Origin of the sequence: Leisingera sp. ANG-Vp, assembly GCF_000813725.1 — a bacterium.
In the GTDB taxonomy this organism is placed as follows: Bacteria; Pseudomonadota; Alphaproteobacteria; order Rhodobacterales; family Rhodobacteraceae; genus Leisingera.
In genome coordinates, this window is sequence record NZ_JWLD01000023.1 from 49,326 (window position 1) to 74,952 (window position 25,627).

A 25,627-nucleotide genomic window follows, 5' to 3' on the forward strand; every position below is an offset into this window, starting at 1 on the left:
GCACGGTGATGTGCTCTGTCGTTAACTGGGCACGAGGATCAGTGATGCGGCGGCTGTATCACAAACGAATAGTTGCGCCCTCATGGATGAAGAAAATTTAATCCATTGAGGGCAATCTTCCTGCGCCAGCGCTTTTGCACCCGCTGTTTCAAACCGGGCGCTGAGAAGGCAGTCTTTTGATTTTTCCGGCTTTTTGGAGATAGTCTTCAGCTTCTGCATTCAGCCAGCTGCAGACCTGAGCAATCTCCGGCTGAGAGCGGGCGCCGGGCCGCGACAGCAGATAGAACGACCGCTGGGGGGAGACTTCCAGCTCAAACGGGCACACCAGCTGGCCGGACGCTATTTCGGGCTGGTGCAGCGGAAACTGCCCCAATGCCACCCCGAGCCCCTCCGTCACTGCCTGGATCACCACGTTGGTGTCCATGATGGTGGACTCATCGTGGAACCGCAGATCGCCACAGCCGGCCTGCTTCAGCCAGGCGCGCCAGGCATCGTCTTCGTACTGGTGGATAATGGGAAAGCGTGCCAGGTCGCGCGGATCCTCAAGCCCCCCCATCTTTTTCCAAAGCGCCGGGCTGATGACCGGGCAGTACTGGATGTCCATCAGACGTGTGGCTTCCAGGCCGGACCAGGTTCCGTAGCCCCAATCAACGGCGATATCTGTTGTCATTTGCGCCCGCCCGGCAATCCGGGGGCCATGCACAAGCTTGAGGTCTATATCGGGATTGTCCGCCCGGAACCTTGCCAATCTCGGGATCATCCAACGCGCGCCGAATACTGGTCCAACTGCCAGCGTCACCCGCTGCCCTCTGGGAGTGATCATGCGCTCCAGTTCGCGGGTGATATCATCAAAACTCCGGGTCAAAGCGATGGAGAGCGACCTGCCTTCATCCGTCAAGTCGACAGCCCGGGTCCGACGGATAAACAACTGGCAGTTCAGCTCCTTTTCCAGCCGCCGGATCTGATTGCTGACGGTCGTTGCGCTGACACAAAGCTCATCCGCTGCGTCTTTGAAACTGAGGCGCCTGGCTGCTGCTTCAAAGGTTCGAAGCGCAGACAGCGGTAAATTGCTCCGTTTGATCTCGTCCACAGTTGCCACTCCGGCAGTTACGAATGTTAGTGACTTACAAGCAACTAATACTTGATTGTCAAAAGTTTGATGAGATTTCGCTACCCTGAACCTCAGTCTTTCACCGTGTTTCTTTGTTCCGCAATCAACAGGCAAAGCGGGTTGTCATTCGGTTTGGAAAAGTAGAAGACTCGTCTCGGAGCCTTCGAAGGTCTGCTTTAACCACGTTTGCTCTATTGTACTGCACACGCAGCGAATGACCGTTCTGCCGTCCTCTCTGTATGTGAGGTGCTCGCGGCTCCGAGGTAAGCGGATGGCCGCTTCGGGCTGCTAGTGCCCGACTGCGCCCGCAGCAATCCCACCTAGCGCTCATGACAGCTGAAGGAACCTCTTTTGATCGAACCCGAATACCTCTGGCCGGGGCGGTTTCACGAACGGTTGCATATTTCAACGCGCCAGTACGCACGTCAGGTCGGCGAATGGGTCAAGTTCATCGGCCTGGATCCGGCTTTCTACGGAACACATTCGATGAGGCGGACCAAAGATGCGTACATCTACCGAAAACCGGCAATCTGGGCGCGGTCCAGCTTCTGCTTGGGCACACCAAGATGGACGGCACAGTTAGGTATCTCGGGGTTGAGCTCGAGGATGCCCTAGCAATCTCCGAAGCCATTGAAATCTAGTTGCAAAGGGCCGCACCCTCAATCGGCATTCGCCATGAGCGCCAACGCCGCAATGCGGCTTCTCAAAAGCAAACTTTCACAATGAGGACAGCATCCAAACAGATTTGAGGGTTATTGAGGAAAAGGCCGAGGCCGCCCTGCAGAACAAGGCGGCCCTGGCACCCGCGCAATTACGCGACCAGGCCAACGCGTTTTCGAATGGCGTCAAAACTCTGGCGGGTGACGATCTCGCCGTCCCGGAACACCGGCTTCAGCGCGTCGTGGCCAGATGGAATGTTGCCGCATGGGCGTGTCACGAACCTGCCCGCATCCGTTTCCATCACGCCGAGGCGCCCTTTTTTCGAGGTTTTGCTGCCCGCGGCTGTGACCGGGTCTTTGAAGACGTCGCGCCACACCCCGTTCACGCGGATGGCCGAGGTTTTCATCGAGTATGAGAACGTATCCCGGTCCAGTTTCTGCAGCAGGCCTGCGCCCATGCCAAAGGCGATGTTGCCAATGGCAAGGCCGCGCTCGATCATCCGGTCCATGATCCGGACAATAGAGGACCTGTTTACCCCGTCGCCTTGGATCACCCGCACCTGGCCGGGCAGAATACGGAAACCGTTCGGGGTCAGGGAATAGCCGAACCTCTCCATCAGCGCCTCGATCACATCGGGCACGATCTGCAACGGGTCGCCGCTGTCAGGGCGTATGACGAGCACCCCGTCACGGGCCAATACCGTATCGCGCAGCTCAGTGCCCCAATACTCCCGCACCGCCCGCATCAGATCGTAGCTGTCCGAAACACAGGCGATGATCCCCTGGGGATTGTCCGCAAGGAACTGCCGCATGAAGTCCAGCTCTCCATCCGCACCGAAAGAGGTCACGGTGCTGTGCTCTGTCGCGGGGATTGAGAAACCGGCCATGCCGGCTCCGTAGACACTGCGGGCGAGTACAAGGCCGCCCACGGTGTCGGTGCCCATCGAATTCACCAAATGCGCAGCTCCGCCGACTGCAGCACTTTCAGCGCTGGTGGCGCCGCGCGCACCGAAGTCGTGCAATTTGAAGGCGAGGCCTTCATCGCTGCCATCGGTGCGGATCAGGCGGTCCCGGATTTGCCGCACAACGTAGTTGGAAATGGTCGCGACGGTGCTGGGATACCAGACACCCCGAAGCAACCGGGTCTCCAGGAAGCCGGGCAAGGCCCAGCACTTGGGATCGGTATTCACGATCCTGACCTGCGGGATCGAGGCCGGGGCAATCGTGCCCTCTGCCAGCGCATCAATCTGCACCGGCAAATGCCCGTCGTGCGCGTCGATGATGTGCTGGAACATTTCGGCGTAGAGCGAAAGGCCGTGGGCTTGGATAAAGGGGGCGGCCTCGTCCAGCATGGCCTGGGTGACGACGCACCCTTCCAGCTTCACCAGTTCAGCCTGAAGGCCGAAAAACAGGACCTCGTCGATCTCACCATTGGGGCGGCGAGGCTCGATATAGGCAAAGACTTGTTCGGTGCCTTCGGGAAATTGCTTGGGGTGGCTGTATTTGTAGCTGTCCGTGTCGAGCAGGAAATTGCCCGCGGCAACACTGTTTGCAAAATTTGATGTTTGCATCATCATGGCTCCAGTCCTCCTTGGATTGGATATGTGAAGCCGTACCGGACCTCCCGGCAGGCTGGGGATCATGGCCCCGGGGGGCCGATGAAATCAGTGCATGCGGCTCATCAGAACCGAAGAATAGGCAAAGGGCACATTGGGCACCAAAGCCTGGATGATGTCGAAATGATCTTCGAACATCACATCCGGGGTCAGTTGATTGACCGGCATCCAGAAGGCGCGCTTGGCATCATCGGCGCCTTTGACCTTTTCCTGCGCCTTGCCATCAATCAGCTCGAACTTGAACGCCTCGGTGCGCACCCAGCCGCGTTCGGAACGATCCGGGTGGTCGAACACCTGCCGCGCGGCAATCCGGCCTTCCAGCAGCTTGCGCGGAATGTTCAGGCGGGTTTCCTCGATCAGCTCGCGGATTGCCGCCTCTTGCGCGGTTTCCTTCTGGAGGTGCCCGCCAGGCAAGGCATACAGCCCTTGCCCCGGCGCCTTGGCCCGTTCGACCAGCAGGATATGCCCGTTCTGAACCACAACCGCATCGGCACAGTCCGCAGGGATTTCATATCCGAACGCGGCAACTGCCTTGCGATAGTTTTCGCGATAAGCCTGATTATACGCCGCCTCTGCGCGGATTTGAGCCACGGCGCCTGTGTTCTGCTCCATCCATGAAACAACCTGATCGGTTTCAACCGCACCGAAGGTGTCACGCAATTTCGCAACGGGAGCTGTATTCAGGAACAGCCCGGCGCGCATGTCGGTGGCATTCAAAACAGTGGATCCGTTGCGTTCCGCCTCTACTGAGACAGCTTCGAGCTCCGGGAACCAGCGCAGGTAGCGGCTGCTTTCATCCTTGTCATGCCCGACCAGCACAATCCGGGCATCCGCCCGCGCAATCCCTTGGGTGCGCAGGTGCAGATCAATCGCCGTGCGCACATTGCCTGCCCAGGTCTTGTCGTCGTACAGAGTGTCGATCAGCGGCAGGCACGTGATTTCCGCAGTGCCGCCAGCAGATTTCATTGCTGCAGTGATGAAATCCGCCCGTTCCGTCCATTTGAACGCATTTTTCTCTGATCTCGGCCGGAATGCCGACCCGATCAGCGTCAACGTTTGATCTGAGATTTGTGAAGCATGTTCGAACAGCTTACGGTGCCCTTTGTGAAAAGGCTGAAACCGTCCAATGATCACTGAAAGCGTGACCTGTGTCATAGCGCGACCTCCGCGATATCAATGTGTATGCAAGACCTCCTTGCATACTCAATTGGATATGTTGCTCAGATCGGGTTGTCAACTATAGGTGGCGCGCTCGCGCACCCACAGCCTGCTTCCATGTCCGGCCCCTTGCGGCCATTCGCTACCATCTAGCCACCGCGTTGCAACACTCATGACAGCTGTCATTGGCAACCTGATGCGGCATCCACTTACAGCTGCCTCCCATAACAGGACCGCCGTGAATTTCGACTGCTGATCAGCCAAACCTCCGCATCCGTCTTTCGCAGGTTAGCTCCTTTCTTAGGGTCATCCTGTTTCAGTGCGTGCTCTATTTGCCAGGAGCGTTCCAAACAGTCTTTGGCTATTTTTGGCCAGGCGGCCCCGCCAGGGAATTGCGGTTCACAAGCCTTGTATTGATACAGATAGACCGGCCTTCTGAATTGCCTTCAACCATGGCCGTCAGTTCGCGCGCAGCTTTGCGCCCCATTTCCCGGTGAGGGACATGAACAGTGGTCAAGGCCGGGCTGACGATCTCAGCCAGCTCAATGTCATCAAAGCCCGTTACCGAGACGTGCTCAGGCACACTTATACCCAGCCTTCCCGCCTCACGCAGAGCTCCGGCGGCAAGCACATCATTGCCGCACATAACCACTGTCGGCCTCGGAGAAAGGGCCATAAGCTGCTGAAAAGCCTCGGCGCCCTTTTCAATCTCATAGTCCGTTTCAATCAGCGTCAGGGAACCGGGCTCCAGGCCGTTCCCGGCCATGGTCTGCCTGACGCCATCAACGCGGCTTTGCGCCCGGTCGTTGCCCAATGTCCGGCCTGATATCATCGCAATCCGATGATGGCCGGCTGAAATGACGGTCTGCGCCAGCTCCCCCATGGCACCGGTATTGTCGAAACCGACAGACGGCCGCAGCGCTTTTGGATCGTAAGACCAGGCTACCAGCGAGGGAACCTGATGGCGTTCAAGATAGGAATAGATTTCCGGGTCGCGTGCGTGCCCGATCAGCAGCAGCCCGTCTGCGCCGCGCGCCACCAAAGTGCGGATCTGTTCCCGCTCCACTTCGGGATCATAGGCCGAGCTGGATACCAAAAGCGTGTATCCGCTTTCGCGCAGCTGGTCCTGAAACTCCTGCAGCCCGCGGGCAAAGATTGCGTTGTCCATCGTCGGAATGATGGCACCGATCGTGTAGCTGCGTTTTGCCGCCATCACCCGCGCTGCGAAATTCGGCGTGTAGCCCAGTGATTCGACCGCCTGCATGACCCGCTGACGGGTGGCTTCGATTACGCGGTCGGGCGAATTCAGGCAGCGTGAAACGGTTGCGGTCGAAACTCCCGCTGCTTTTGCGACATCGTTAAGTGTCGGAGCCGAACGGTTTTTTCCCATATGCTGCCTGCCCTGTCCTTGACTGCTTTCATAGCACAAAATCCCGGGGATGCCATCCGTCGATGTAAGCGCTTGCATTATCAATGTAAGCGCTTACAAATGGGTTCGGGATAAGAATCCGGAGTTCCAATATGTTCCTTTGGGCTGCTGCTGCCGTCTTTGCCGTGTTTTTTGCCAATGTCGCATTGGGGGCCTTTGGCGGCGGCGGGTTTCTGGGGGACGTCGGGGAAATGCTGGTTCTGTTTACCGCTTCGATCCTGTTCGTGGCGGGCATTCTCAAACGCGAAGCTGACCATAAGAACAACAACGGCAGCTGAAGGATTACCAGGGAGGAAGACAATGACGACTGCTAAGGATGGCCTCAAATCTGCTGAGCGCCGGAACTTTCTGAAACTGGCCTCAACCGGCTCATTCACCGCGGCGCTGGTGGCCGGCGCGGGCGGGATGCTGTGGTCATCCGAGGCCGCTGCGCAGACAGCCAAGGAAGAGAAAGAACGCGAACGCGCGGCTGAGCATATCATGACCGTTGCCACCGCCTATGTGCTTGGCGCGTCGCGCAGCTATCCGATCATGCAGCTGGATCTGAAGGAGAACATCCAAAACGCCACAAACGGCAAAGTATACGTCAAGCTGGCCCCAGGCGGGCAGCTGGGCGCAGGCGGCGCATTGGTGCAGAAGGTGCAGGGCGGCACCATTCAGGCGGCACAGCATTCGCTGTCGAATTTCGCACCCTTTGCCTCGACCGTCGACCTGATCAACATGCCCTATCTCTGCGGCTCCAACCAGCGGTTCACCAATCTGGTGAACTCGGACTTCTGGAAATCCGAAGTGCACCCCAAAGTGGAGGCAAACGGGTTCAAGGCGCTGTTCTATGTGAACATCGACCCGCGTGTGGTGGCGGTGCGCAAGGGCGGCAATGCGGTGACCTCGCCGGGCGACATGGCTGGCGTGAAATTCCGCGTGCCGGGCTCCAAGATGCTCCAGCAGTATTACCGCATGGTCGGTGCCAATCCGACACCCGTGGCCTGGGGCGAGACCCCCTCAGCCATCAAACAGGGCGTGGCGGATGCGCTCGATCCCTCTGTCGGCGCATTGTATGTTTTTGGTTTCAAGGACATCCTCAGCCACGTGACCTTCACCCAAGCCGTGCCGGACAGCCAGGTTTATTCCTGCAATCTGGAATGGTTCAATTCACTGCCTGCCGATGTGCAGGACGGAGTCATGTGGGGATCTGAACTGACCGCACACCAGAACCTGGCCAAAGTCCCATCTGCCCGCGCCTATGCGATGGCGGAGCTGGCCAAGGCCGGTGTCCAGTTCCACGCTCTCAGCGGTGACCAGCTGGGCGAGTGGCAGGAAGCCGGCGGCTATCAGCGCAGCGAGTGGGACAGCTTCAAGACCGAGCTTGCAGGGTCGATGGACAATTTTGCCAAGCTGGAAGAAGCGGCAGGCACGCAAGGAAAATACTACGTCCACGACGCCTGAGCAGCACCGGGCTGCGGCGCCTTGAAGCGGCGCCCGCCCCTTCATTCAACAGCCGCCTTTGCACAGCCCGCCGGGCTGGCTGCGGGGGTGCGCGTGACCGCCGGGAACCGCTATGAACCTTCTGCGAACCATCGACAAGAATGCAGAGCGCTGGCTGCTTCTGGTGTTCTACACGATGCTGGTCATCACAATGGCAATTGAAGTGATACGGCGCGAGCTGTTTGCCTTCTCCTCGATCTGGGGCGAGGAGATCGTCCGCTATTCCTTTATCTACCTCGCCTGGATCGGCGCCGCAGCAGCGGTCAAGGAACGCGCCCATATCCGCATCGACGTGATCCTGCACTACCTGGGCCCGCGCCCCAAAGCGCTGATCTACATCTTCGGCGACCTGGTTATGTTCATCGTGGCTCTGGTGGCGCTCTACTGGTCCTTTGAAACCGTGCTGGTCTCGGCCAAATTCGGTTCCGTCAGCCACGGGCTGCGGATCTCGATGGTCTGGTTCCTGATGGCGGTGCCCGCGGGCTTTGCCCTGATGATCTGGCGTCTTTTTCAGTCCTTCCTGCGCGACTACCGCAGCCTTCGCGACGGCACCCCCGTCTTTGAAGGCGACAAGCTGTTTGATTAAAGGGCCTTAAGCGATGCTGTGGAATTCACTTAATCAAACGGTTGAGCTTGGCTGGGATTTCTACGTTCCGGTGATCATGTTCGTGGTCCTCATCGCACTGGCGGTGCCGGTGTGGGCCGCCATCGGTGCGGCAGCCATCACCATGCTGGTGATGTCCGGCGACCTGCCGCTGAGCGCCATCGGTGAAAGTCTGTTTACCGGTATTGACGCGTTTGCCCTGACGGCGGTGCCCCTGTTTATCCTGACGGGCGATGTGCTGGTGCGTACCGGGCTCAGCAAGAAGTTTCTGGATGTGGCCGAGGCGCTGACCTGCTGGACACGCGGCGGGTTCGGGTCTGCCACGGTGCTGGTCTGCGGCATGTTCGCGGCGATCTCCGGCTCTGACGCCGCCGGGGCAGCCGCGGTTGGGCGTATGACCATCAACCGGCTGGTCGAAAGCGGCTATCCGCGCCCCTATGCCTGCGCGCTGGTGGCAGCGGGCGCCTGTACCGGAATCCTGATCCCGCCCTCCATCGCCTATATCATCATTGGCCTCGTGCTGGGCATTTCCGCCTCCACCCTGTTCCTGGCGGCGCTGATCCCGGGACTGGCGATCCTGGTGTCGATCCTGGTCACCAATATCATCATGAACCGGCTTTATACCTATGAGACCGGCGGCAACATGGGGCTGGGCGAATGGCTGGCCAACCTGGGCCATGCGCTGAAATCCGGCTGGTATGCCTTCATCGTGCCGGGGATCATTTTCTACGGCATCTTCTCCGGCCGCCTGACCCCGACCGAGGCCGGTGCAACGGCGGTTGTTGTCACGATCCTGATGGGATTCATCCTGGGCACGCTGAAGCTGTCGGACTTTCCGGCCATGCTGGTCAGCTCTGCCAAGGTGAACGGTGTGATCCTGCCGATCATCGCCTTCTCCGCTCCGCTGGCCGAGGCGCTGGCCATCATGGGCGTGCCGCAGGGGTTTGTGACTGCGGTGACAGGGCTGACCGATGATCCCTCGCTGCTGATCCTGCTGATGATCTGCATACTGATCGCCGCGGGCTGCGTGATGGAAACCACGCCAAACATCGTGATCCTGGCGCCGATCCTGAAGCCCCTGGCGGACAACATCGGCATGAACGAGATCCAGTTCTGCATCATGATGATCACCGCATTGGGTGTGGGCTTCATCACCCCGCCGCTTGGCCTCAACCTCTTTGTTGTCTCGGGCATTACCGGCGAGTCCATCCTCAAAATCGCTGCCCGCGCTGTGCCCTTTGTTCTGACCATGCTGATTGTGGTTCTGCTGATCGCCTACTTCCCGCCGATCTCGACCACGCTGCTTCCTGATATCTACAAGTAGGACCCCCTGGAATGACCCGTGAATACCTGAAAAAGGCTGCCCTGACTCCGAAATCAGACGCCTCTGAGACGCACAAGATCGTACAAGAAATCCTGGACGACATTGAGGCCGGCGGCGACGCCAAGGCGCTGGAATATGCCGCCAAATTCGATCAGTACGAGGGCAATGTGCTGCTGACGCCGGAAGAGATCGAGGCGGCCTGCGCCTTGGTGCCGGAAAAACTCAAGGCCGACATCCGCTTCTCCCACGACAATGTGCGCCGCTTCGCCGAGCTGCAGAAAAGCACGGTGCATGACGTGGAAACCGAAATTTCCCCCGGTTTCATCACCGGCCAGAAGGCGATCCCGGTGGATGCGGCAGGCTGTTACGTGCCCGGCGGCCGCTACAGCCATATCGCCAGCGCCATAATGACCGTGACCACCGCCAAGGTGGCGGGCTGCAAGCACATCACGGCCTGCTCGCCGCCGCGCCCCGGCGTAGGAGTCGCCCCTGCCATCATCTACGCCGCCCATATCTGCGGCGCCGACAAAATCATGGCGATGGGCGGCGTGCAGGGGGTTGCGGCAATGACCTTTGGCCTGTTTGGCCTGCCCAAGGCCAATATTCTGGTCGGTCCCGGCAACCAGTTCGTGGCAGAGGCCAAACGCATCCTCTTTGGCCGCGTCGGCATCGACATGATCGCAGGCCCCACCGACAGCCTGATCCTGGCCGATGGCACGGCAGACGCGCATATCGTTGCCACCGATCTGGTCAGCCAGGCAGAGCATGGCTACAACTCTCCGGTCTGGCTGGTCACGGATGACCGCGCTCTGGCGGAAGAGGTCATGCGGCTGGTGCCTGCCTGTATCGACGATCTGCCGGAAGTGAACCGCGAAAACGCCACCGCCGCCTGGCGCGACTATGCCGAGGTGATCCTGTGCGCGGACCGCGAGGAGATGGCGGCCTGTTCCGATGAATACGCGCCCGAGCATCTGACGGTGCAGGCAGAAGATCTGGACTGGTGGCTGGAGCGGCTCACCTGCTACGGCTCTCTGTTCCTGGGCGAGGAGACCACGGTGTCCTACGGCGACAAGGCCGCTGGCACCAACCACGTGCTGCCGACCTCGCGCGCGGCCAGCTACACCGGCGGCCTCAGCGTCCACAAGTACATGAAAATCGTCACCTGGCAGCGCGCCACCCGCGAAGGCTCCAAGCCTGTGGCAGAGGCCACTGCGCGGATTGCCCGGCTGGAGGGCATGGAAGGCCATGCCCGTGCGGCCGACGTTCGGCTGGCCAAGTATTTCCCGGATGAAACCTTTGACCTGACCGCCAATGGCTGACCCGCGCGCCCTGTTCGACCTGTCAGGTAAGACCGCCTGTGTCACCGGTGCCAGTTCCGGCCTGGGGCGGCGGGCAGCTGTGGCCCTTGCAGCCGCCGGAGCAAATGTGGTGGCGGTGGCCCGGCGCGCAGGGGCTTTGAAAAGCCTCTGCGCAGAAATTGGGCCCGCCGCCGCCCATGTGGCTGCCGATGTTGCGGACAGAGGCAGGCTGAACGCATTGCGGGATGCGGTCACGGCCCCTTTCGGTGCGCCGGAAATTCTTGTGCATGCTGCCGGCGTCAACACCCGGCAGGCCGCGGATGATGTGACGATTGCAGAATGGGACCAAACGCTGGCGCTGAACCTTTCCGCGCCCTTTTTCCTCAGCCAGGCGCTGGTGCCTGCGATGAAGGACCGGGGCTGGGGCCGGATCGTCAATTTTGCCTCGCTGCAGACCACCCGCGCCTTTCCCGGCGGCATCGCCTATGGCGCCAGCAAGGCAGGCATCGGCCAGCTGACCCGCGCCATGGCAGAAGCCTGGTCGCCGCATGGCATCACGGCCAACGCGATCGGGCCGGGCTTTTTCCCAACCGAACTCACGCAAGCGGTGTTCAGCGATGACGCCCGCGCCGCGCGCAACGCCGCCCAAACCTGCATTGGCCGCAACGGGCGGCTCGAGGATATTGACGGGCCGCTGCTGTTTCTATGCTCCGAGGCATCCGCATATGTCACCGGGCAGGTCCTGATGGTTGACGGGGGGTTCACGGCGAAATGAAGGCTCTGGTCTACGAAGGGGTTGAAGAGCTGGGGTTCCGCGACGTGCCGATGGCCGCAGGACAGCCGGGCGAGCACCTGATCCGTATCCATGCCTCAGGCATCTGCGGGTCCGACATGCACGCGTACCTCGGCCATGACAACCGCCGGCCCGCTCCGCTGATCCTCGGTCATGAAGCCGCCGGGGTGATAGAAGAGGGCCGGCAGGCCGGGCGCAGGGTCACGATCAATCCGCTTGTCACCTGCGGCAGCTGCGCGGCCTGCGCCAGCGGGCGCGAAAACCTCTGCGCCAGCCGCCAGATCATCTCAATGCCGCCCCGCGAGGGGGCTTTTGCCCAATTCGTGGCAATGCCGGAACGCAATCTGGTGACCGTGCCGGACGAAGTGCCCTTTGCAAAGGCCGCGCTGGCGGAACCGCTGGCGGTCAGCTGGCACGCCGCCCGGCTGGCGCTCGAGGCGCTGCATCCGGCGATGGAGCGCCGCGCATTGGTGATCGGCGGCGGGGCAATCGGTTTGGCCGCAGCACTGGCGCTGCAGGCGATGGGAGTTGAGGATGTGGCCATCCAGGAACCCAACGCCGCACGGCGGGCCTTCCTGACAGAGCGCTGCGGCCAAAAAGCGGCCGCAGAATTCCCAGGCATGGCGCCGCTTGTGGTGGACGCCGTGGGATATGCAGCCACCCGCGCTGCGGCCTCTGCTGCGGCCGCCCCAGGCGGGGTGATTGCGCATGTGGGGCTGGGCGAGGATGCAGGCGGGCTGGATGTGCGCCGCATGACGCTGCAGGAAATCACCTTCATCGGCACCTACACATACACTGCCCAGGATTTCCGCGACACCGCCCAGGCCATATTTGACGGCCGCCTCGGTCCGCTGGACTGGCCTGAGATGCGGCCGCTGTCGGAAGGCGCTGCCGCCTTCCGTGATTTGCGCCAAGGATCTGTTGCAGCCCCCAAGATCATCCTTGCCCCCTGGGCCTGAACCGCCTGCCCATCAAACGGAGAGAACCCATGTATGACAACATCCTGGTTCCCATGGCCCTGGACCACGGGATTTCCGGAACAACGCTGAAAGCTGCGGCCACCCTGTGCAACCCGGGCGGGCAGATCACTGCTTTGCATGTCTATGAAGCGCCGCAAGGGTCCGTCAGTTCCTATCTGGACGAGGATGCCGTGCGCGAGGGGCTGGAGACGGCCCGCAAGCAGCTGGCCAAGAAGACCGCAGACTATGGCGGCGTCTCCACAGAAATCGTCAAGGGCCGGTCCTACCGTGCCATCGTCGAATACGCCGGGCAGCACGGAGTGGACTGTATTGTTGTCGGCTCTCACAAACCGGGTCTCAGCGACTTCTTTCTGGGATCGACCGCAGCCCGCGTCGTCCGCCACGCGCCCTGTGCTGTGCATGTCTGCCGTACAGCCTGACCTTTTTCAGATACCCTAAGCAAAGGCTACCAATGATGAGTATTGACCAAAGGATCGCCGACGATCTGGCCGCGAATGGCGTCTCCTTCGTCACCACCGTGCCCTGCAAGCAGCTGGCCGGGGTGATCGAGGAGATCGACCGCCGCGGCGACATCTTTCACATCCCCTCCAACAAGGAGGATGAAGGCATGGGGCTGTGCGCCGGAGCCTGGATGGGCGGCAAGCGGCCCGCCATCATCATGCAGAACACTGCCATCGGGGTGACGATCAACACGCTGGCGACGCTGATCCAATACTACAGGATGCCGCTGCCCATGATCATCTCCTACCGCGGCGAACTGCGTGAGCCGGTCGCCTGCCAAGTGGAGATGGCGGTGCATACCAAGGCGCTGCTGGCCCAGCTCAACATCCCCACCTACCACTTCCACTGGCAGAAAGATGTCGAGGAACTGGACAACATCCTGAAATACACCTTCATGTGCAACAAACCCGTTGCCATCCTGACCGACGCCAATTTCTGGGGAGGCTATGGCGACCAATGATCCGTTCCGAAATCCTGAAAGAAATCGCCCCGGTCCTGCGCAACGAACTGGTGGTCTGCAACATTGGCATTCCCAGCCAGGAGCTGCACGCCATCGATGACCAGCCCACCAATTTTTACATGCTGGGCACTATGGGTCTTGCGTCCTCCATCGGGCTGGGCCTTGCGCTGGCGCAGCCGAAACCTGTGATCGTGATCGACGGCGACGGTTCGATCCTCACCAACCTCGGCACCCTGCCCACCATCGGCAACAACGCGCCCGGCAACTACATCCTGATGATCATCGACAACGGCTCCTACGGCTCCACTGGCGACCAGCCGACCTATACCAGCCAGCGCACCGATCTGGCGGGCATGGCCCGCGCCGCCGGCTGCGCCCGGGTGGTCGAGGTGCAGGACAAGGACACCGGCCCGGCGCTCGAAGAGGCGCTGGCCAGCAGCGAGGCCACGGTGCTGGTGGTCAAATGCGACAGCGGCAACGCCAAGATGCCGGTGATCACCATGGACCCGGTGGTGATCCGCGACCGGTTCATGAAGGCCGTGGCCGGCTGATGGGCGCAGGCGCCATCCATTCGGCCGAGGACGCCCGCCGCCTGGCCCGGCGGCGGCTGCCCTGGATGGTGTTTGACTACATCGACGGCGCAGCCGGGCGGGAGACCGGAGCGGCGCGCAACCGCGCTGCTCTGGATGCAGTCACTTTGCGCCCCCGCATCCTGCGCGATGTCAGTCAGCGATCCCTGTCAGCGCAGGTTTTCGGTGCCGAGGCTGACCGCCCGTTTGGCATTGCGCCCATGGGCATGTGCAACTTGGCCGCCCCTGGTGCCGACCTGATGCTGGCGCGGCTGGCGGCGCGCTACCGTGTGCCCCATGGCGTCTCCACCGTTGCTTCCACACCGCTGGAAACAATCCTGGAAGCGGCACAGGGATATGCCTGGTTCCAGCTCTATTTCAGCGGTGACGGCAGCGGCGCTTTCAAACTCGCCAACCGTGCCAAAGCCGCCGGTTATCAAACGCTTGTACTGACAGTGGATGTCCCCGAAGTCGGCCGGCGGCCGCGCGAACTGCGCCATGGTTTCACAATGCCCTTCCGTATCGGCCCGAGGCAGTTTTTCGACTTTGCCATGCACCCGCGCTGGTCCCTGAGAACGCTCTTCGCAGGCCGGCCGGAGATGGCGAACTTTGAAATGGAGGGGTATGATTTCGACCGCACCGAAAGCCGGGCCCGGGCCACATGGGACACATTGGCCCGGCTGCGGGATCTCTGGCCTGGAAAACTGGTAGTGAAAGGGGTGCTGGACACCGAAGATGCCCGCGCGCTGATGTCTGCAGGCGTTGATGCCATTCAAGTCTCAAGCCACGGTGCGCGGCAGCTGGAGGCAGCGCCCGCTCCGATAGAAATGCTCGCAAAAATCCGCGCTGGCTTGGGATCGGAATTTCCCCTCTTCTACGACAGCGGAATCTGTTCAGGAGAAGACGTTCTTAGGGCGCTTTCACAAGGGGCTGACTTCGTCTTCATTGGAAGGATACTGCAGTTTGCCATCGCAGCTGCCGGAGAGGCGGGGCTGGAAAAAATGTGGGATGTCCTAAGTCAGGAGCTGAGTATTGCCATGGCTCAAACCGGACAGATTATGCCGAATAGTGACAACTCGCACTGGTAACTCAAGCGCGGCATTGTGAAGGGCATTGTGCACCTGCAGTGCAGTGCTGATTGTCTTGCGCTTCGCACAAGCCGGCAAGATTTCATCGATTTCTATGAAATCCGAAATGTCTTGCATCAGAGCCCCTGATTGCAACTCTTGCGATTGGGAATACCTGCTTGCTTGGATTCAAAAACTTTTCTCGCAAGAACAGCGCACATTCTTTTCCCGCCCAGTCACCTCGGGCGGCGCTCACGGCCCTTTGCAGTCATCCATCGGACTTCCGCATGGGACAGCCGCCAGAGCTGGCCGCTGCTCACTGCGCCCGCGAGCGAAGCACCAGCTGCGCTGCCCCTCAGTTCGCCGCCATCCCTGCCGTTTTGAACCGCGCCCTGTAGTCCCTCGGCGACAGCGAGAAGCGTCGGCGGAACACCTTGCGCATCTGCTCGTCTGAGCTGAACCCTGATCTGAAGGCCACAGTTTTCATCGGCAAATCAGAATCTAGGAGCAGCGTCTTGGCCCGGTCGCAACGCAGACCTTCGAGATAGGCCATCGGCGTCACTCCAAACGCGGCAGTAAAGGCGCGCGTGAAGCTGCGGACACTCATCCTGGCCTGCGCAGCCATATCGTCCAGCGTCATCGGCTGATCAAACCGCAGGCTCAGCCAGGTCTGGATATCGCGCATGCCCGAAGGGCCGCTCATCTGGCCCGTCAGCATCGTGCTGAACTGGGATTGCCCGCCCGGCCGCTTGAGATACATGACCATGTCGCGCGCCACCCGCAGCGCAATATCACGCCCGAAATCCTGCTCCACAAAGGCCAGCGCAAGGTCTATTGCAGCCGTGACCCCTGCCGACGTCCACAACATTCCGTCCTGTACAAAGATTGCATCGGCATCGACATCGGCCTTAGGAAAAAGTGCTTGCAGGCGAGCCGCATAGTTCCAGTGCGTTGCGGTTTTGCGCCCATCCAGAAGCCCGGCGGCGGCAAGGATGAAACTCCCTGTGCAAAGGGCTGCAAAGCGCTCGGCTTCAAAGGCCCGCCGCCTGCACCAATCCACCAGCGCAGCCTCCCGTGCCAGGACAAGCTCGATATCCTGAGCGCCGACAACGAACACAGTGTCCAGCGGCGCGGCTTCCGGCAAGGCTGTATTGGCATCCAGAGACATCAGCGTGTCCGAACGCACCGAGCCTGGTTCGGGGGCGGCAATGGTCACGTCATACCCACCGTTCAATCCGGCACCCTGCAGATGCTTGCCAGCGTAATTTAGCACCGCAAGCACGCCAACAGCCTCAAGCGCTTTGAAACCCGGATAAATCACCAGCGCCACGGAACGGCTGTTCTCTGGCAAAGGGTCTGCACTCTGGGTCATGCGTCTGTCCTTTTGGGCCGGTTTGACGTGCTGATTGGCCAAATGTGCCCGGTCTGAAGCCTTCGGCGCGATGATGTTATGAAATAACATCTCATCCAATTAAATAGAAGAGGGAGCACTGCCATGAAGACCCGTGCAGCCATTGCCTGGGAACCCAACCGGCCCTTGGAGATCGAGGAAATCGATCTGGAAGGCCCCAAGGAAGGGGAAGTCCTGGTTCGCATCGTGACTACCAGCCTGTGCCACACCGATATGTTCACCTTGTCGGGCCGCGATCCCGAGGGGCTGTTTCCCGCGGTTCTAGGCCATGAAGGCGTGGGTGTCGTCGAGGAAGTCGGCCGCGGCGTGACTTCCGTGGTGCCTGGCGACCATGTGATCCCTCTCTACACTCCCGAGGATCCCGACTGTCCGTTTATTATGTCCGGCAAGACCAACCTCTGCCAGACGATCCGCAAGACCCAGGGCCAGGGGCTGATGCCCGACGGAACCTCGCGGTTCTCTTACAAAGGCAAGATGATCCATCACTACATGGGCACGTCGACCTTCAGCGAATACACCGTCCTGCCCGAGATCGCGGTAGCTAAAATCTCGAAGGAAGCGCCGCTGTCCAAGGCGAGCGTCATGGGCTGTGCCGTCCCCACCGGCATCGGCGCTGTGCGCAATACGGCAAAGGTCGAGCCGGGTTCGACCGTGGCGATCTTTGGCCTCGGCGCGGTGGGCATGGCCGCGATCCAAGGCGCCAAAATGGTTGGCGCGAGCCGTATCATCGGCATCGACACCAACCCGAACAAGTTCCCGCTTGCCCAAAATCTTGGCGCGACCGAGTGCATCAACCCCGCTGATTTCCCGCAGCCGATCCAGGATGTCATTGTCGAGATGACCAATGGCGGCGTCGACTATTCCTTTGAATGCATTGGCAACGTCGATGTGATGCGCGCGGCACTAGAGTGCTGCCATAAGGGCTGGGGCGAATGCACGGTGATCGGCGTGGCTGGCGCAGGTGAGGAAATTGCCACGCGTCCTTTCCAGCTGGTCACCGGCCGTGTCTGGCGCGGCTCCGCTTTCGGCGGCGTGCTGGGCCGCAGCGAACTGCCAGGCATGGTGGATGAATGGCTGCGCGGCGACTTCGACGTCGACCCCTATATCACCCACAATATGACGCACGGCCAGATCAACACTGCCTTTGACCTGCTGCACACGGGTAAGTCGATCCGGTCAGTCATCCATTTCCAGCCGAATGACACGATGCTTGTGAACGATCTTCCCGGCGTCATCGTCCCGGTCTGACCAACTAGACTCCGCAGCCTCGCGGCTGCGGACTGCTGCTTGGTGGACGCCTTGCATAACGAGCCCTCTTTCAGTTCAGCACTCGTTTCCAGGCAGTTTTGATTTTGGCGCTGGCTTTCCTATTTTCGGTTCGAATGCGTCAGCTTGGAGCGGAAACCGGTCATTCGCTGCGGCCTCGATTTACATGCTGTTTTGAGAAAAAGCCGACATAGGCCTCGCTCTGTGAATTAGCGCTGCCGCATGTTGCCAAAGCACTCCCGGCTTAGGGGCAGGCCCCAATGATTTCGGTTGATCGTCCTGACTCTCCGGTCGAGAATCGAGCGGTGGCATGGCTGATCTCATTAGGCTGAGCGATGCGCAGATGGAGCCTTACTTCCCAAAGCCTCAGGGCAATCTTCCGATCATAGGCCGTCCCATCGGTTCAAGCTTAGCTGATACAAGCGATTTCACATTGCCTTCAGTCGCAACCGTTCAAATTGCTCCTCGGGACTGTCTGCCTCTTTCATCAGAGTAATCATCCGGGTTTTGAGACGCTCCTCGGTATCCGTGTCGGCCAGGGGGCGGGCCTGTGCCGGATCGCTCTCAGTATCCCAAAGCATCGTGTCGAATTGCTTGTCGCGTGCCACCCAGGTGACATTTTCGATCTTCATCGTTTTCGCCCCCTTCTGAAATGAAAAGGGTTCGGCAGTCTGCAGATCGGCGAAATCCTCAACTGCGAAATGGGCGCGCATATGCGTGGGCATCAGGGTGTATTGATAGAGCGGCTTGTTGTCCGCGTTTTGCGGTGCCCGCATATAAACATAGCGGCCGTCTGTGATGTTCACGTGAGCCCCATGCATGCCGAAAATCGCGGCGTCCCGGACCGGGGTATCATTTTTGATCACCCCGGCCAGATCCTTGCCGATCATGTCCTTGGTCGGCTGCTGCCCAAAGAAGTTCAGCAGGGTAGGCGCAAGATCGATCGAGGGCTGCACCAGCGCCTGGCGCCGTTCGCCCGCAGCCTTGACGCGCGGATCCCAGATGAAGAACGGCGTGTGGGCAATTTCCTGATACATCGGCATCGACATCTTGCCCCACCAGTCGTGCTCGCCCAGCAGGAAGCCATGGTCGGTCCAGACGATCAGCATGGTGTCGTCCCACAGCCCTTTGTCGTCCATCATGTCCATGACTTTGCCCAGATACTCGTCGCACATGCTGACAAGGGCAGCGTATTCGACACGGAGATGCTTGTTCTCTTCGGGATGATCCGTTGTGCGCGCATACATCGGCCAGTCAAAGAACGGGCCGTCGTAATTGTCGTAATGCTCCTTATACAGCTCCTTGTAGCGGTCGAGCGTATAGAAGGGCTCATGCGGATCGAAGGTTTCGATATGCAGCATCCAGTTGTCCTGCGCTGCGTTCCGTTCAATGAAGTCGAGCCCCGCCTTGAAGGTCCGCGCCTGCGGCTGGTTTTCCTCGACATTCATAAAGCCGCGGTTGACCCAGTCCTGGCGGGTCAGATAGCGTAGCCGGTCCATTGCCTTGTCGCTTTCCTCAGGGAAGACCTTGCGGTAGGCCTCAAACACCTCAGGCTCTGAATAGATCCCGTTTTTGCCAAAGGCCCCTTTGGGGATTTCGGGCTCGTTCAGATCACCGATCCAAGGGTCGCCCTCCTGACCGCGCCAGTACTGCCAGGTGGTGTAATGGGTGTGGTAGTTCAGCCCGCCGTCTTCGAAATAGTGGTTGTGATCGGTGGTCAGATGGGTGTGAACACCGGCGTCGCTCAGCATTTTGGGCATGCTGTCATCGAAGGGTTCCAGCGGTCCCCAGCTGCGGTGGAGAAAGTTGGGGCGTCCGGTGTGCCAGTCCCGGCGGGCGGGCATGCAGGGCATGGAACAGACATAAGAGGTGTCGAACGTCACTGCCCGGTCAGACAGGCGTTTGAAATTAGGGGCATGCACCCAGTCATTGCCGTAGCTTGGGAGAAAGTGCCTGCTGAGCGTGTCGAACATGACAACGATGGCTTTCATGGGGTGGTCTCCTTTGGCTCGAATGCAACCCGGAAACCGATGTGTCCGGTTGTCATGTCAGGGGCTGAGGCGCTGCGGGCAGACAGCCGGTAGCGGGCACAGTAAGATTTGTGGCACAGGTGAGAGCCGCCCTTCAGCACTTTGCCCTCGCCAAACGGGGGGCCTTGAGGGTCGTTTGAGATGCCGCTCAGGACGTGGAAGTCGCGGCTGAACCAGTCGGCCGTCCATTCCCAAGTATTTCCCACCATGTTGTAGAACCCGAACCGGTTGGGCTTGAACGCAGTGACCGGGCAGGTCGCAGCAAACCCGTCTGCGGAGGTGTTTTCGCGAGGAAACTTGCCGCGCCAGATGTTGCAGCGGAATTTTTCCACCGGAGAGGCATCCCCCCAGGGGTAGCGCTTCTGATCCAGCCCGCCCCGGCCCGCAAATTCCCATTCCGCCTCGGTTGGCAGGCGGCCGCCGGCCCAATCCGCGAACGCCTTGGCATCGTGCCAGGACACATGCACCACAGGATGGTCTTCGAGACCTGTCAGGTCAGACCCGGCTCCGGCGGGCGCGCGCCAGCTGGCCTCATTTGTTTTGCGCCACCAGGATCCTGGAACGTCCAGGCTTGCGTTCTGCGGGTCAAATACAAAGGACCAGCCAAATTCTTCGGCGGTTGTCACATATCCAGTTTCATCTGCGAAGCGTTCGAACTGACGGTTTGTGATCGCGCAAGCCGTCATTCTGAAGCCAGACACCGTAATCGCGCGAATGGGTTCCTCGCCATCGTCCTTCTGGCAACTGCGCTTGGCCCCCATCCGGAACCGCCCGCCTTGGAGCGGGATGATTTCATAAGGTTCTGGATGTTTGATCGTCAGCATACGGCAGGCATAGCACCCCGCAGAGCTGTTCCAAATCTCAGAAATTCTCAGGGTTTGCCTGCACAAAAAGTTATATGAGCCGCTCCGACAGCAAGAAGTTCGCAAGGGTTTCTTCTGCTTCGCTCACCGAGGTCCGGCGGGGCACGCCCAGGTAATATCCGAAGCCAGTCTTCATAACGTCGCGGGTAAGCTCCACCAATTCCCGGCTCTCCAGATAGGGTTTGATCAAAGCGCGGCTGCCTAAGACAATGCCTTCTCCGCGCAGAGCTGCCTCCACTGCCATCATATAGGTCGGGAAGACAACTCTGGGGGCGCTCCGGGGAACACCTGGTGCTTTTTCTTCAAACCAGTCGCCCAGGGTTAACGTTTGCACGCCCGCGCGGTGATAGTCGTACAAAGCCAGTTCACCCAGGTCCTTGGGCTGCAGATCCAACGGGTCTCTGCCGTACCCAATTGTTTTCAAGTAGGCGGGCGCTGCAACAGGAACCAATTGTTCGGAAAACAAGTGGGTAAGGGCCCAATTAGGATGCATTCCCCTTGAATGTATGAGGGCCAGCTGACTATCCGCCTGAGCAAGCTCGCTGAGATTGTCGGAGACAATCAGGCGAACCGAAATTTCCGGATAGCGATCATTGAAGCGGCGCAGCCGCGACGACAGCCACAAGTGAGAAACCGCAGCAGATGCGGCGACCAGCACAGTTGAGGTCGCCTTTTGAGCAGTAAGGTCGTCCAGCTCCACGCCGAGGAACTCAAGCGAGGCCTGTGTTCGCAGAAACAACCGCTGGCCCTTGATGGTCAATGACAGCTGGCGCCCGTTGCGATGAAACAAGTCAAAGCCCAAAACGTGCTCGAGTTGCTTGATACGCCGGCTGACAGCGGCTTGCGTGACCGATAGCTCCTGTGCCGCCGCGGAAAAACTCATTAACCGGGCGGCGCATTCAAAGACCCGCAAAGCGTCAAGTGAGACGATATCGATAGGGCGCCGCTTCATCACTTTTTCTAGGGGTAAATGTCTCGGGAAGTCCACCAATATCCGCTTTGGGTTCCCCGAGTCTTGAGCGGGAACTCAAATGCGTCCGCTTGATAGAACCCGCCAAACCGGACTGAAACCCCAGCTGCAAAGAAAGGCACCTTGTCCTGAAATTTAACCTATCCCTCATTCAGTCAAAGGTCCGCTTTAGGCAACGTAAGTTCTGAAATCATGCCCGTCTTTGGCGGCGAGCGATTATCCGTGCCTGCGACAGCATTCGTTCAGTTCACTGCGTCTCCGCGATACAGCTCAAAGCCCGCATCAGCCTTTGATCAGATGCCAAGCCTTCGCTCTTCACGTTTCGGCAAGCTCTAGAACAGCCCGGGCCACAAACAAGTCCTGTACGGACAGGCCGGAACTGTCGAATACCGTGATCTCCTCCGCATTCTCTCTTCCCGCAGCCTTTCCTGCCAGCACCGCGCCAATTGCGGTGAGTTCCATGCCTTCCTTTGCATGCTGAAATTCGCCAATTATGCGAGACTGGGCGGGAAGGTCGCAAAACAGCTTTGCACGGTCGAAGAGCGCCGCCGGCAGCTCCTGTTTCCCGGTGGAGTCCGAGCCCATCGAAGCCACGTGCGTTCCTGGCCGCACCCAGCCGGCGTCGAAAAGCGGCGCGGTGGAGGGGGTCACGGCGACGATGATGTCCGCGCTGCGGCAGGCAGGTTCGGCTTCGGCAAGTTCTGCCGGAATACCGTCGTCCTGCAATGCCGCCACAAAGGCTTCCCCCTTTGCCGCGTTGCGCGTGACCACCAGCACCCTGTTCAGGTCCCGAATTCTGGCAAGTGCCCGCACCTCGAACTCTGCCTGATGGCCTGCGCCGAATACAGCAAGCGTGCCGGCATCCGGGCGCGCCAGCGCATCCGCGGCCACTGCATCCGCGGCGGCTGTGCGGTATGCGTTGAGCCTGCCTGCCTCCACGGCCGCACCGATACGCCCGCAGCTTTGGTCGAACAGCATGATAATCGAATTGTGCCGCGGCATTCCCTGGGCGTCATTGCCCGGCCAGTATGAGCCGACTTTGAGCCCGGCAAGATCACCAACGGCTGAGGATTTCACCGCATAGGTATTGGACGGGTCGCTGCCGTGCCCCAGCACCACCGGAAAGACTGCCGCCCCTTGGCTGGCCGCGATCAAAGCGGCCTTGACCGCGTCATAAGCCATTTCGTGGGACGCAAGTTTTGCAGATACTTCTTCAGGCACATATTTCATTGGTCTCTCCTACCATCCACCGAACCGGGGCCATGTCCTGAGCGGGGCGCCGGGGACCGGCGGGAGTACGTTGTAGGCCTGGAATTGCGCCGCGGGGGCGCAGGCATGGTTTGGCAGAATGCGCAGCCGCGATCCCACTGGCAAGTCAGGCAACGGTGCGTCGTTTCCCGGGCGGCGGGCGATGATCCCGTGCTCTTGGTTCGTTTTGATCACAATCAGGTCCTCAATCGGCTGGCCAACTTCATCGCAGACCGCGCCATACCCCTGGTCGACGGCTTGCCCGGCCGTTCCGCGGTCCCGCGACATCGCCATCCAGCCCGCATCCGTAATGACCCAGCCCTTGTCACGCTGGTGCCCGATGACTGTGGTCAGAACCGACAGGGCGATATCGTCAATGCCGCATACTCCGATCCCGGCCTGCACCAGATCGAAGAAGGCGTAGACGCCGGCGCGCACCTCCGTTACGCCATCAAGGTCTTCAACCGCATGCGCGGTGGGTGTTGAGCCGATGCTGACCACCGGGCAGGGCAAACCGGCGTCCCGAAGCATGTTCGCCGATCCAACTGCAGCCTGCCGTTCCAGTTCGGCAAGCCAGGCATGGGCATCTTCCCCGGCAACCTCGTAGCTTTCCCCGGCATGGGTCAGCACCCCGCGCAGTTCGGCAGCACCTTCGTGCAGGATACGCCCGATCCCGATCAGGACGGGATCGCCGGGGGCCACCCCGCTGCGGTGCCCATCGCAGTCCAGCTCGATCAGCGCGGGGATCGCCTGCCCAGAACGCTGCGAGAAGCCGGCAACGGCCTGCGCCTGCTCAGCACTGTCAAGCAAGACCGTCAGATCGCATCCTTTGGCCCGAATGGCAGCGACACGTTCCAGCTTCTGCGGCGTGATGCCAACAGCGTAAATGATGTCCTTCACTCCCATTTCTGCAAACACCTCAGCCTCGGTCAGGGTTGAGACGGTTGCAGGGCCGGTCCCATCCGTGAGCAGCCGACGTGCGATGTCAGTGGACTTCACCGTCTTCAGGTGGGGGCGCAGGCTGCTCCCTTTCGAAGCGATATGGCTGGCAAGACGGCGGATATTACGGGTCATCCGGTATTCGTCGAGGATCAGGGCCGGAGTTTGCAGGGCGTCAAGGCGCGGGTCCGCGGTCGTCATGGCAATCCTATTCGGCTGGCTCTTCTTCGCAAGCAGTCTGGATCAGCAGGCACCTGATTGATATTAACAAGATCTTCAAAACTCATTAAGTTGAACTTAATGCTTGAATCCGCTGATCTCCGGTTCTTTGCCGCTCTCACAACAGAGCCCTCTCTGGCTGCTGCCGCAAGAGCGCTGAATGTCAGCGCGCCGGCGGTGTCCCAGCGGCTGGCGCAAATCGAAGGGCGGCTTGGGCTGCGGCTGATCGAGCGCGGCCGGGGCCGGCTGGTTCTGACCGCCGAAGGCGAAGCACTGCTGCGCCGGTCAGACGAGATCCTTCACCGCCTCGCCGTGCTGAATGAAGACATGCTTGCACACCGGCATCAGGTCAGCGGTCCGTTGCGCATTATCGCCCCGCTCGGCTTTGGCCGAATACATGTCGCACCCGCCGTCGTCAGCCTGACAAGCAGCTTCCCGGAAATAACACCGGACCTGGTTCTGTCCGACGACCCCTATGGTGCAGCGAGAGCCGACAACTGGGACATCATCGTCCATATCGGGCAATTGGCTGATTCCAGCCTGACCCAGAAGAAGCTTGCCTCGAACCGGCGTTTTCTCTGTGCCTCGCCGGCTTACCTTGCGCACAACGGCGTGCCAAAGCACCCCGGCGATTTGCACAGCCATTCCTGCGGCGTGATCCGCGAAGATCAGGCTGATGTCACCATGTGGAGCGTTACTGGCGCATGCGGTGAGCACCATTCGCTCCGTATTCGCCCCGCCTTTGCCAGCAATGATGGCGAGGTGATCAAATCCTGGGCTGTTGCTGGAATGGGGATTGTCCAGCGCTCTGAATGGAATGTGGCGGCAGAGCTTGCCGATGGCCGGCTTGACCGTGTTTTAGAATCTTATGCCCTGCCGGACGCCGACATTGTTGCAATACTGAACCCCAGAACGCTCAGAAGCGCCCGTGTCCAGGAAACTTTGGACGCATTGACCGCGCATCTGTCGTCTGTTCCCTGGCGATGACTTTCCTTACCAAAGCCGGAACCGGGCGTTTGTGCAATGAGCATCGCTTGTCACAATAGTCTCTCTACCGGCTTCTGGATTGTCCGGATCCAGCCATTCTTCAAAGATGCAGCGAAGGCTGCAGACCGCCTATTGCTGTGGTCTTTGCCTGGATCGCTCATGACGGTTGGGCGGAAAACCGTTGTTCGCAGCACGGGCAGCACAAAAATGCAGGCAATGAATAAACAGACATTCAGTGGGGCCGTGCTAAAACCTTCTACTGCATTAAATCAAAGGAATACTCTTTTCCCAGGCGTTTGCGGGTGTCTTTGCCACTTGCACCTGGGCCACTGCCTTTCCAAAGGAAGGGGGACGGAAGGCGGCAATGCTGAGGATCAGTTTGCCAGACAGGTCTGCATCCATCTGCTTGGCCACAGCGGTAAAGACCTGAGGTTTGATTTCCAGAACGATGATGTCTGCGGCCGTGGGGTTGGCCATATCGTCTGTCCTGTGAACACCATGCTCAGTTGCCAACCGGACCCGCTGTTCGGCGTTCGGATCGACAACCGTGATCCGCGATGGCTCCCACCTGCTTGCAATCTGGCTCCCAATGATGGCTGCCGCCATGTTGCCACCGCCGATGAATGCAGTCTTGTCTATA

Annotated in this window: 24 protein-coding genes and 1 pseudogene; 14 read left to right on the plus strand and 11 right to left on the minus strand. The window is 60.1% G+C overall.

Going from position 1 to position 25,627, the window contains the following annotated elements; all coding sequences use genetic code 11:
- Window positions 1–148 precede the first annotated feature (148 nt).
- Window positions 149–1,090, minus strand: a complete 942-nt coding sequence (locus RA20_RS09185) for a LysR substrate-binding domain-containing protein (RefSeq protein WP_039127189.1) — start codon at window positions 1,088–1,090, stop codon at window positions 149–151.
- A 378-nt stretch (window positions 1,091–1,468) separates the two neighbouring features.
- Here RA20_RS09185 and RA20_RS26125 point away from each other — a divergent pair.
- Window positions 1,469–1,752 (plus strand): annotated as a pseudogene (locus RA20_RS26125) (integrase); the annotation flags it as partial.
- A 170-nt stretch (window positions 1,753–1,922) separates the two neighbouring features.
- On the opposite strand, the gene RA20_RS09195 reads toward RA20_RS26125, so the two are convergent.
- The 3 genes from RA20_RS09195 to RA20_RS09205 form a co-directional block, all read right to left on the minus strand.
- Window positions 1,923–3,347: a nicotinate phosphoribosyltransferase gene (locus tag RA20_RS09195; RefSeq protein WP_052248911.1), complete on the minus strand. Its 1,425-nt coding sequence runs from the start codon at window positions 3,345–3,347 to the stop codon at window positions 1,923–1,925.
- Window positions 3,348–3,434: 87 nt separating this feature from the next.
- On the minus strand, window positions 3,435–4,541 hold the full coding sequence (locus RA20_RS09200; RefSeq protein WP_039127192.1) for an NUDIX domain-containing protein: 1,107 nt from the start codon (window positions 4,539–4,541) through the stop codon (window positions 3,435–3,437).
- Between the two features lie 364 nt (window positions 4,542–4,905).
- Complete coding sequence (locus RA20_RS09205) at window positions 4,906–5,934, minus strand: LacI family DNA-binding transcriptional regulator (protein ID WP_039127195.1); 1,029 nt, start codon at window positions 5,932–5,934, stop codon at window positions 4,906–4,908.
- 131 nt (window positions 5,935–6,065) lie between these two features.
- On the opposite strand from RA20_RS09205, the gene RA20_RS09210 reads away from it, so the two are divergent.
- From RA20_RS09210 to RA20_RS09260, 11 genes are all read left to right on the plus strand, one after another.
- Entirely contained in the window at window positions 6,066–6,251 is a 186-nt protein-coding gene (locus RA20_RS09210) for a hypothetical protein (RefSeq protein ID WP_039127198.1), read from the plus strand.
- Between the two features lie 22 nt (window positions 6,252–6,273).
- Complete coding sequence (locus RA20_RS09215) at window positions 6,274–7,419, plus strand: TRAP transporter substrate-binding protein (protein ID WP_039127202.1); 1,146 nt, start codon at window positions 6,274–6,276, stop codon at window positions 7,417–7,419.
- A 112-nt stretch (window positions 7,420–7,531) separates the two neighbouring features.
- Window positions 7,532–8,044: a TRAP transporter small permease gene (locus RA20_RS09220; RefSeq protein ID WP_039127205.1), complete on the plus strand. Its 513-nt coding sequence runs from the start codon at window positions 7,532–7,534 to the stop codon at window positions 8,042–8,044.
- Window positions 8,045–8,057: 13 nt separating this feature from the next.
- Window positions 8,058–9,386 (plus strand): TRAP transporter large permease, encoded by a 1,329-nt coding sequence (locus tag RA20_RS09225; protein ID WP_039127207.1) that lies wholly within the window; start codon window positions 8,058–8,060, stop codon window positions 9,384–9,386.
- A gap of 11 nt (window positions 9,387–9,397) precedes the next feature.
- Window positions 9,398–10,705 carry a histidinol dehydrogenase gene (gene hisD, locus RA20_RS09230; protein WP_039127209.1) on the plus strand — a complete coding sequence of 436 codons (1,308 nt, stop codon included), beginning with the start codon at window positions 9,398–9,400 and terminating at the stop codon, window positions 10,703–10,705.
- Entirely contained in the window at window positions 10,698–11,459 is a 762-nt protein-coding gene (locus RA20_RS09235; RefSeq protein ID WP_039127210.1) for an SDR family NAD(P)-dependent oxidoreductase, read from the plus strand. The genes hisD and RA20_RS09235 overlap by 8 nt, the downstream gene beginning before the upstream one ends.
- Window positions 11,456–12,436: an alcohol dehydrogenase catalytic domain-containing protein gene (locus RA20_RS09240; RefSeq protein ID WP_039127213.1), complete on the plus strand. Its 981-nt coding sequence runs from the start codon at window positions 11,456–11,458 to the stop codon at window positions 12,434–12,436. Before RA20_RS09235 ends, RA20_RS09240 begins: the two co-directional genes overlap by 4 nt.
- A 29-nt stretch (window positions 12,437–12,465) precedes the next feature.
- Window positions 12,466–12,876: a universal stress protein gene (locus RA20_RS09245; RefSeq protein ID WP_039127216.1), complete on the plus strand. Its 411-nt coding sequence runs from the start codon at window positions 12,466–12,468 to the stop codon at window positions 12,874–12,876.
- 35 nt (window positions 12,877–12,911) lie between these two features.
- Window positions 12,912–13,418 carry a sulfopyruvate decarboxylase subunit alpha gene (gene comD, locus RA20_RS09250; protein ID WP_039127297.1) on the plus strand — a complete coding sequence of 169 codons (507 nt, stop codon included), beginning with the start codon at window positions 12,912–12,914 and terminating at the stop codon, window positions 13,416–13,418.
- A complete protein-coding gene (comE, locus tag RA20_RS09255; RefSeq protein WP_039127219.1) occupies window positions 13,415–13,969 on the plus strand; it encodes a sulfopyruvate decarboxylase subunit beta in 555 nt (184 codons plus the stop codon). The genes comD and comE overlap by 4 nt, the downstream gene beginning before the upstream one ends.
- On the plus strand, window positions 13,969–15,075 hold the full coding sequence (locus tag RA20_RS09260; RefSeq protein WP_039127222.1) for an alpha-hydroxy acid oxidase: 1,107 nt from the start codon (window positions 13,969–13,971) through the stop codon (window positions 15,073–15,075). The genes comE and RA20_RS09260 overlap by 1 nt, the downstream gene beginning before the upstream one ends.
- A gap of 334 nt (window positions 15,076–15,409) precedes the next feature.
- On the opposite strand, the gene RA20_RS09265 is transcribed toward RA20_RS09260, so the two are convergent.
- Window positions 15,410–16,384 carry a GlxA family transcriptional regulator gene (locus RA20_RS09265; protein WP_241482227.1) on the minus strand — a complete coding sequence of 325 codons (975 nt, stop codon included), beginning with the start codon at window positions 16,382–16,384 and terminating at the stop codon, window positions 15,410–15,412.
- Between the two features lie 165 nt (window positions 16,385–16,549).
- On the opposite strand from RA20_RS09265, the gene RA20_RS09270 reads away from it, so the two are divergent.
- On the plus strand, window positions 16,550–17,713 hold the full coding sequence (locus RA20_RS09270) for an S-(hydroxymethyl)glutathione dehydrogenase/class III alcohol dehydrogenase (protein WP_039127228.1): 1,164 nt from the start codon (window positions 16,550–16,552) through the stop codon (window positions 17,711–17,713).
- Between the two features lie 446 nt (window positions 17,714–18,159).
- Here RA20_RS09270 and RA20_RS09275 read toward each other — a convergent pair whose 3' ends face one another.
- The 5 genes from RA20_RS09275 to RA20_RS09295 form a co-directional block, all read right to left on the minus strand.
- On the minus strand, window positions 18,160–19,722 hold the full coding sequence (locus tag RA20_RS09275; RefSeq protein WP_039127230.1) for a sulfatase-like hydrolase/transferase: 1,563 nt from the start codon (window positions 19,720–19,722) through the stop codon (window positions 18,160–18,162).
- Entirely contained in the window at window positions 19,719–20,585 is an 867-nt protein-coding gene (locus RA20_RS09280) for a formylglycine-generating enzyme family protein (protein WP_039127233.1), read from the minus strand. Before RA20_RS09280 ends, RA20_RS09275 begins: the two co-directional genes overlap by 4 nt.
- Before the next feature lie 70 nt (window positions 20,586–20,655).
- Window positions 20,656–21,576, minus strand: coding sequence for a LysR substrate-binding domain-containing protein (locus RA20_RS09285; RefSeq protein WP_052248912.1), 921 nt, complete (start codon window positions 21,574–21,576; stop codon window positions 20,656–20,658).
- 333 nt (window positions 21,577–21,909) lie between these two features.
- Window positions 21,910–22,824 carry an ornithine cyclodeaminase family protein gene (locus tag RA20_RS09290; protein ID WP_039127235.1) on the minus strand — a complete coding sequence of 305 codons (915 nt, stop codon included), beginning with the start codon at window positions 22,822–22,824 and terminating at the stop codon, window positions 21,910–21,912.
- A gap of 9 nt (window positions 22,825–22,833) precedes the next feature.
- Window positions 22,834–23,982 carry a DSD1 family PLP-dependent enzyme gene (locus tag RA20_RS09295; protein WP_039127238.1) on the minus strand — a complete coding sequence of 383 codons (1,149 nt, stop codon included), beginning with the start codon at window positions 23,980–23,982 and terminating at the stop codon, window positions 22,834–22,836.
- 99 nt (window positions 23,983–24,081) lie between these two features.
- Here RA20_RS09295 and RA20_RS09300 point away from each other — a divergent pair, with 99 nt between their 5' ends.
- A complete protein-coding gene (locus RA20_RS09300) occupies window positions 24,082–24,987 on the plus strand; it encodes a LysR family transcriptional regulator (RefSeq protein WP_039127241.1) in 906 nt (301 codons plus the stop codon).
- Between the two features lie 264 nt (window positions 24,988–25,251).
- Here the strand turns inward: RA20_RS09300 and RA20_RS24970 are convergent, their stop codons facing one another.
- Complete coding sequence (locus RA20_RS24970) at window positions 25,252–25,626, minus strand: pyrroline-5-carboxylate reductase family protein (protein ID WP_342586148.1); 375 nt, start codon at window positions 25,624–25,626, stop codon at window positions 25,252–25,254.
- Between the last annotated feature and the right edge of the window lies 1 nt (window position 25,627).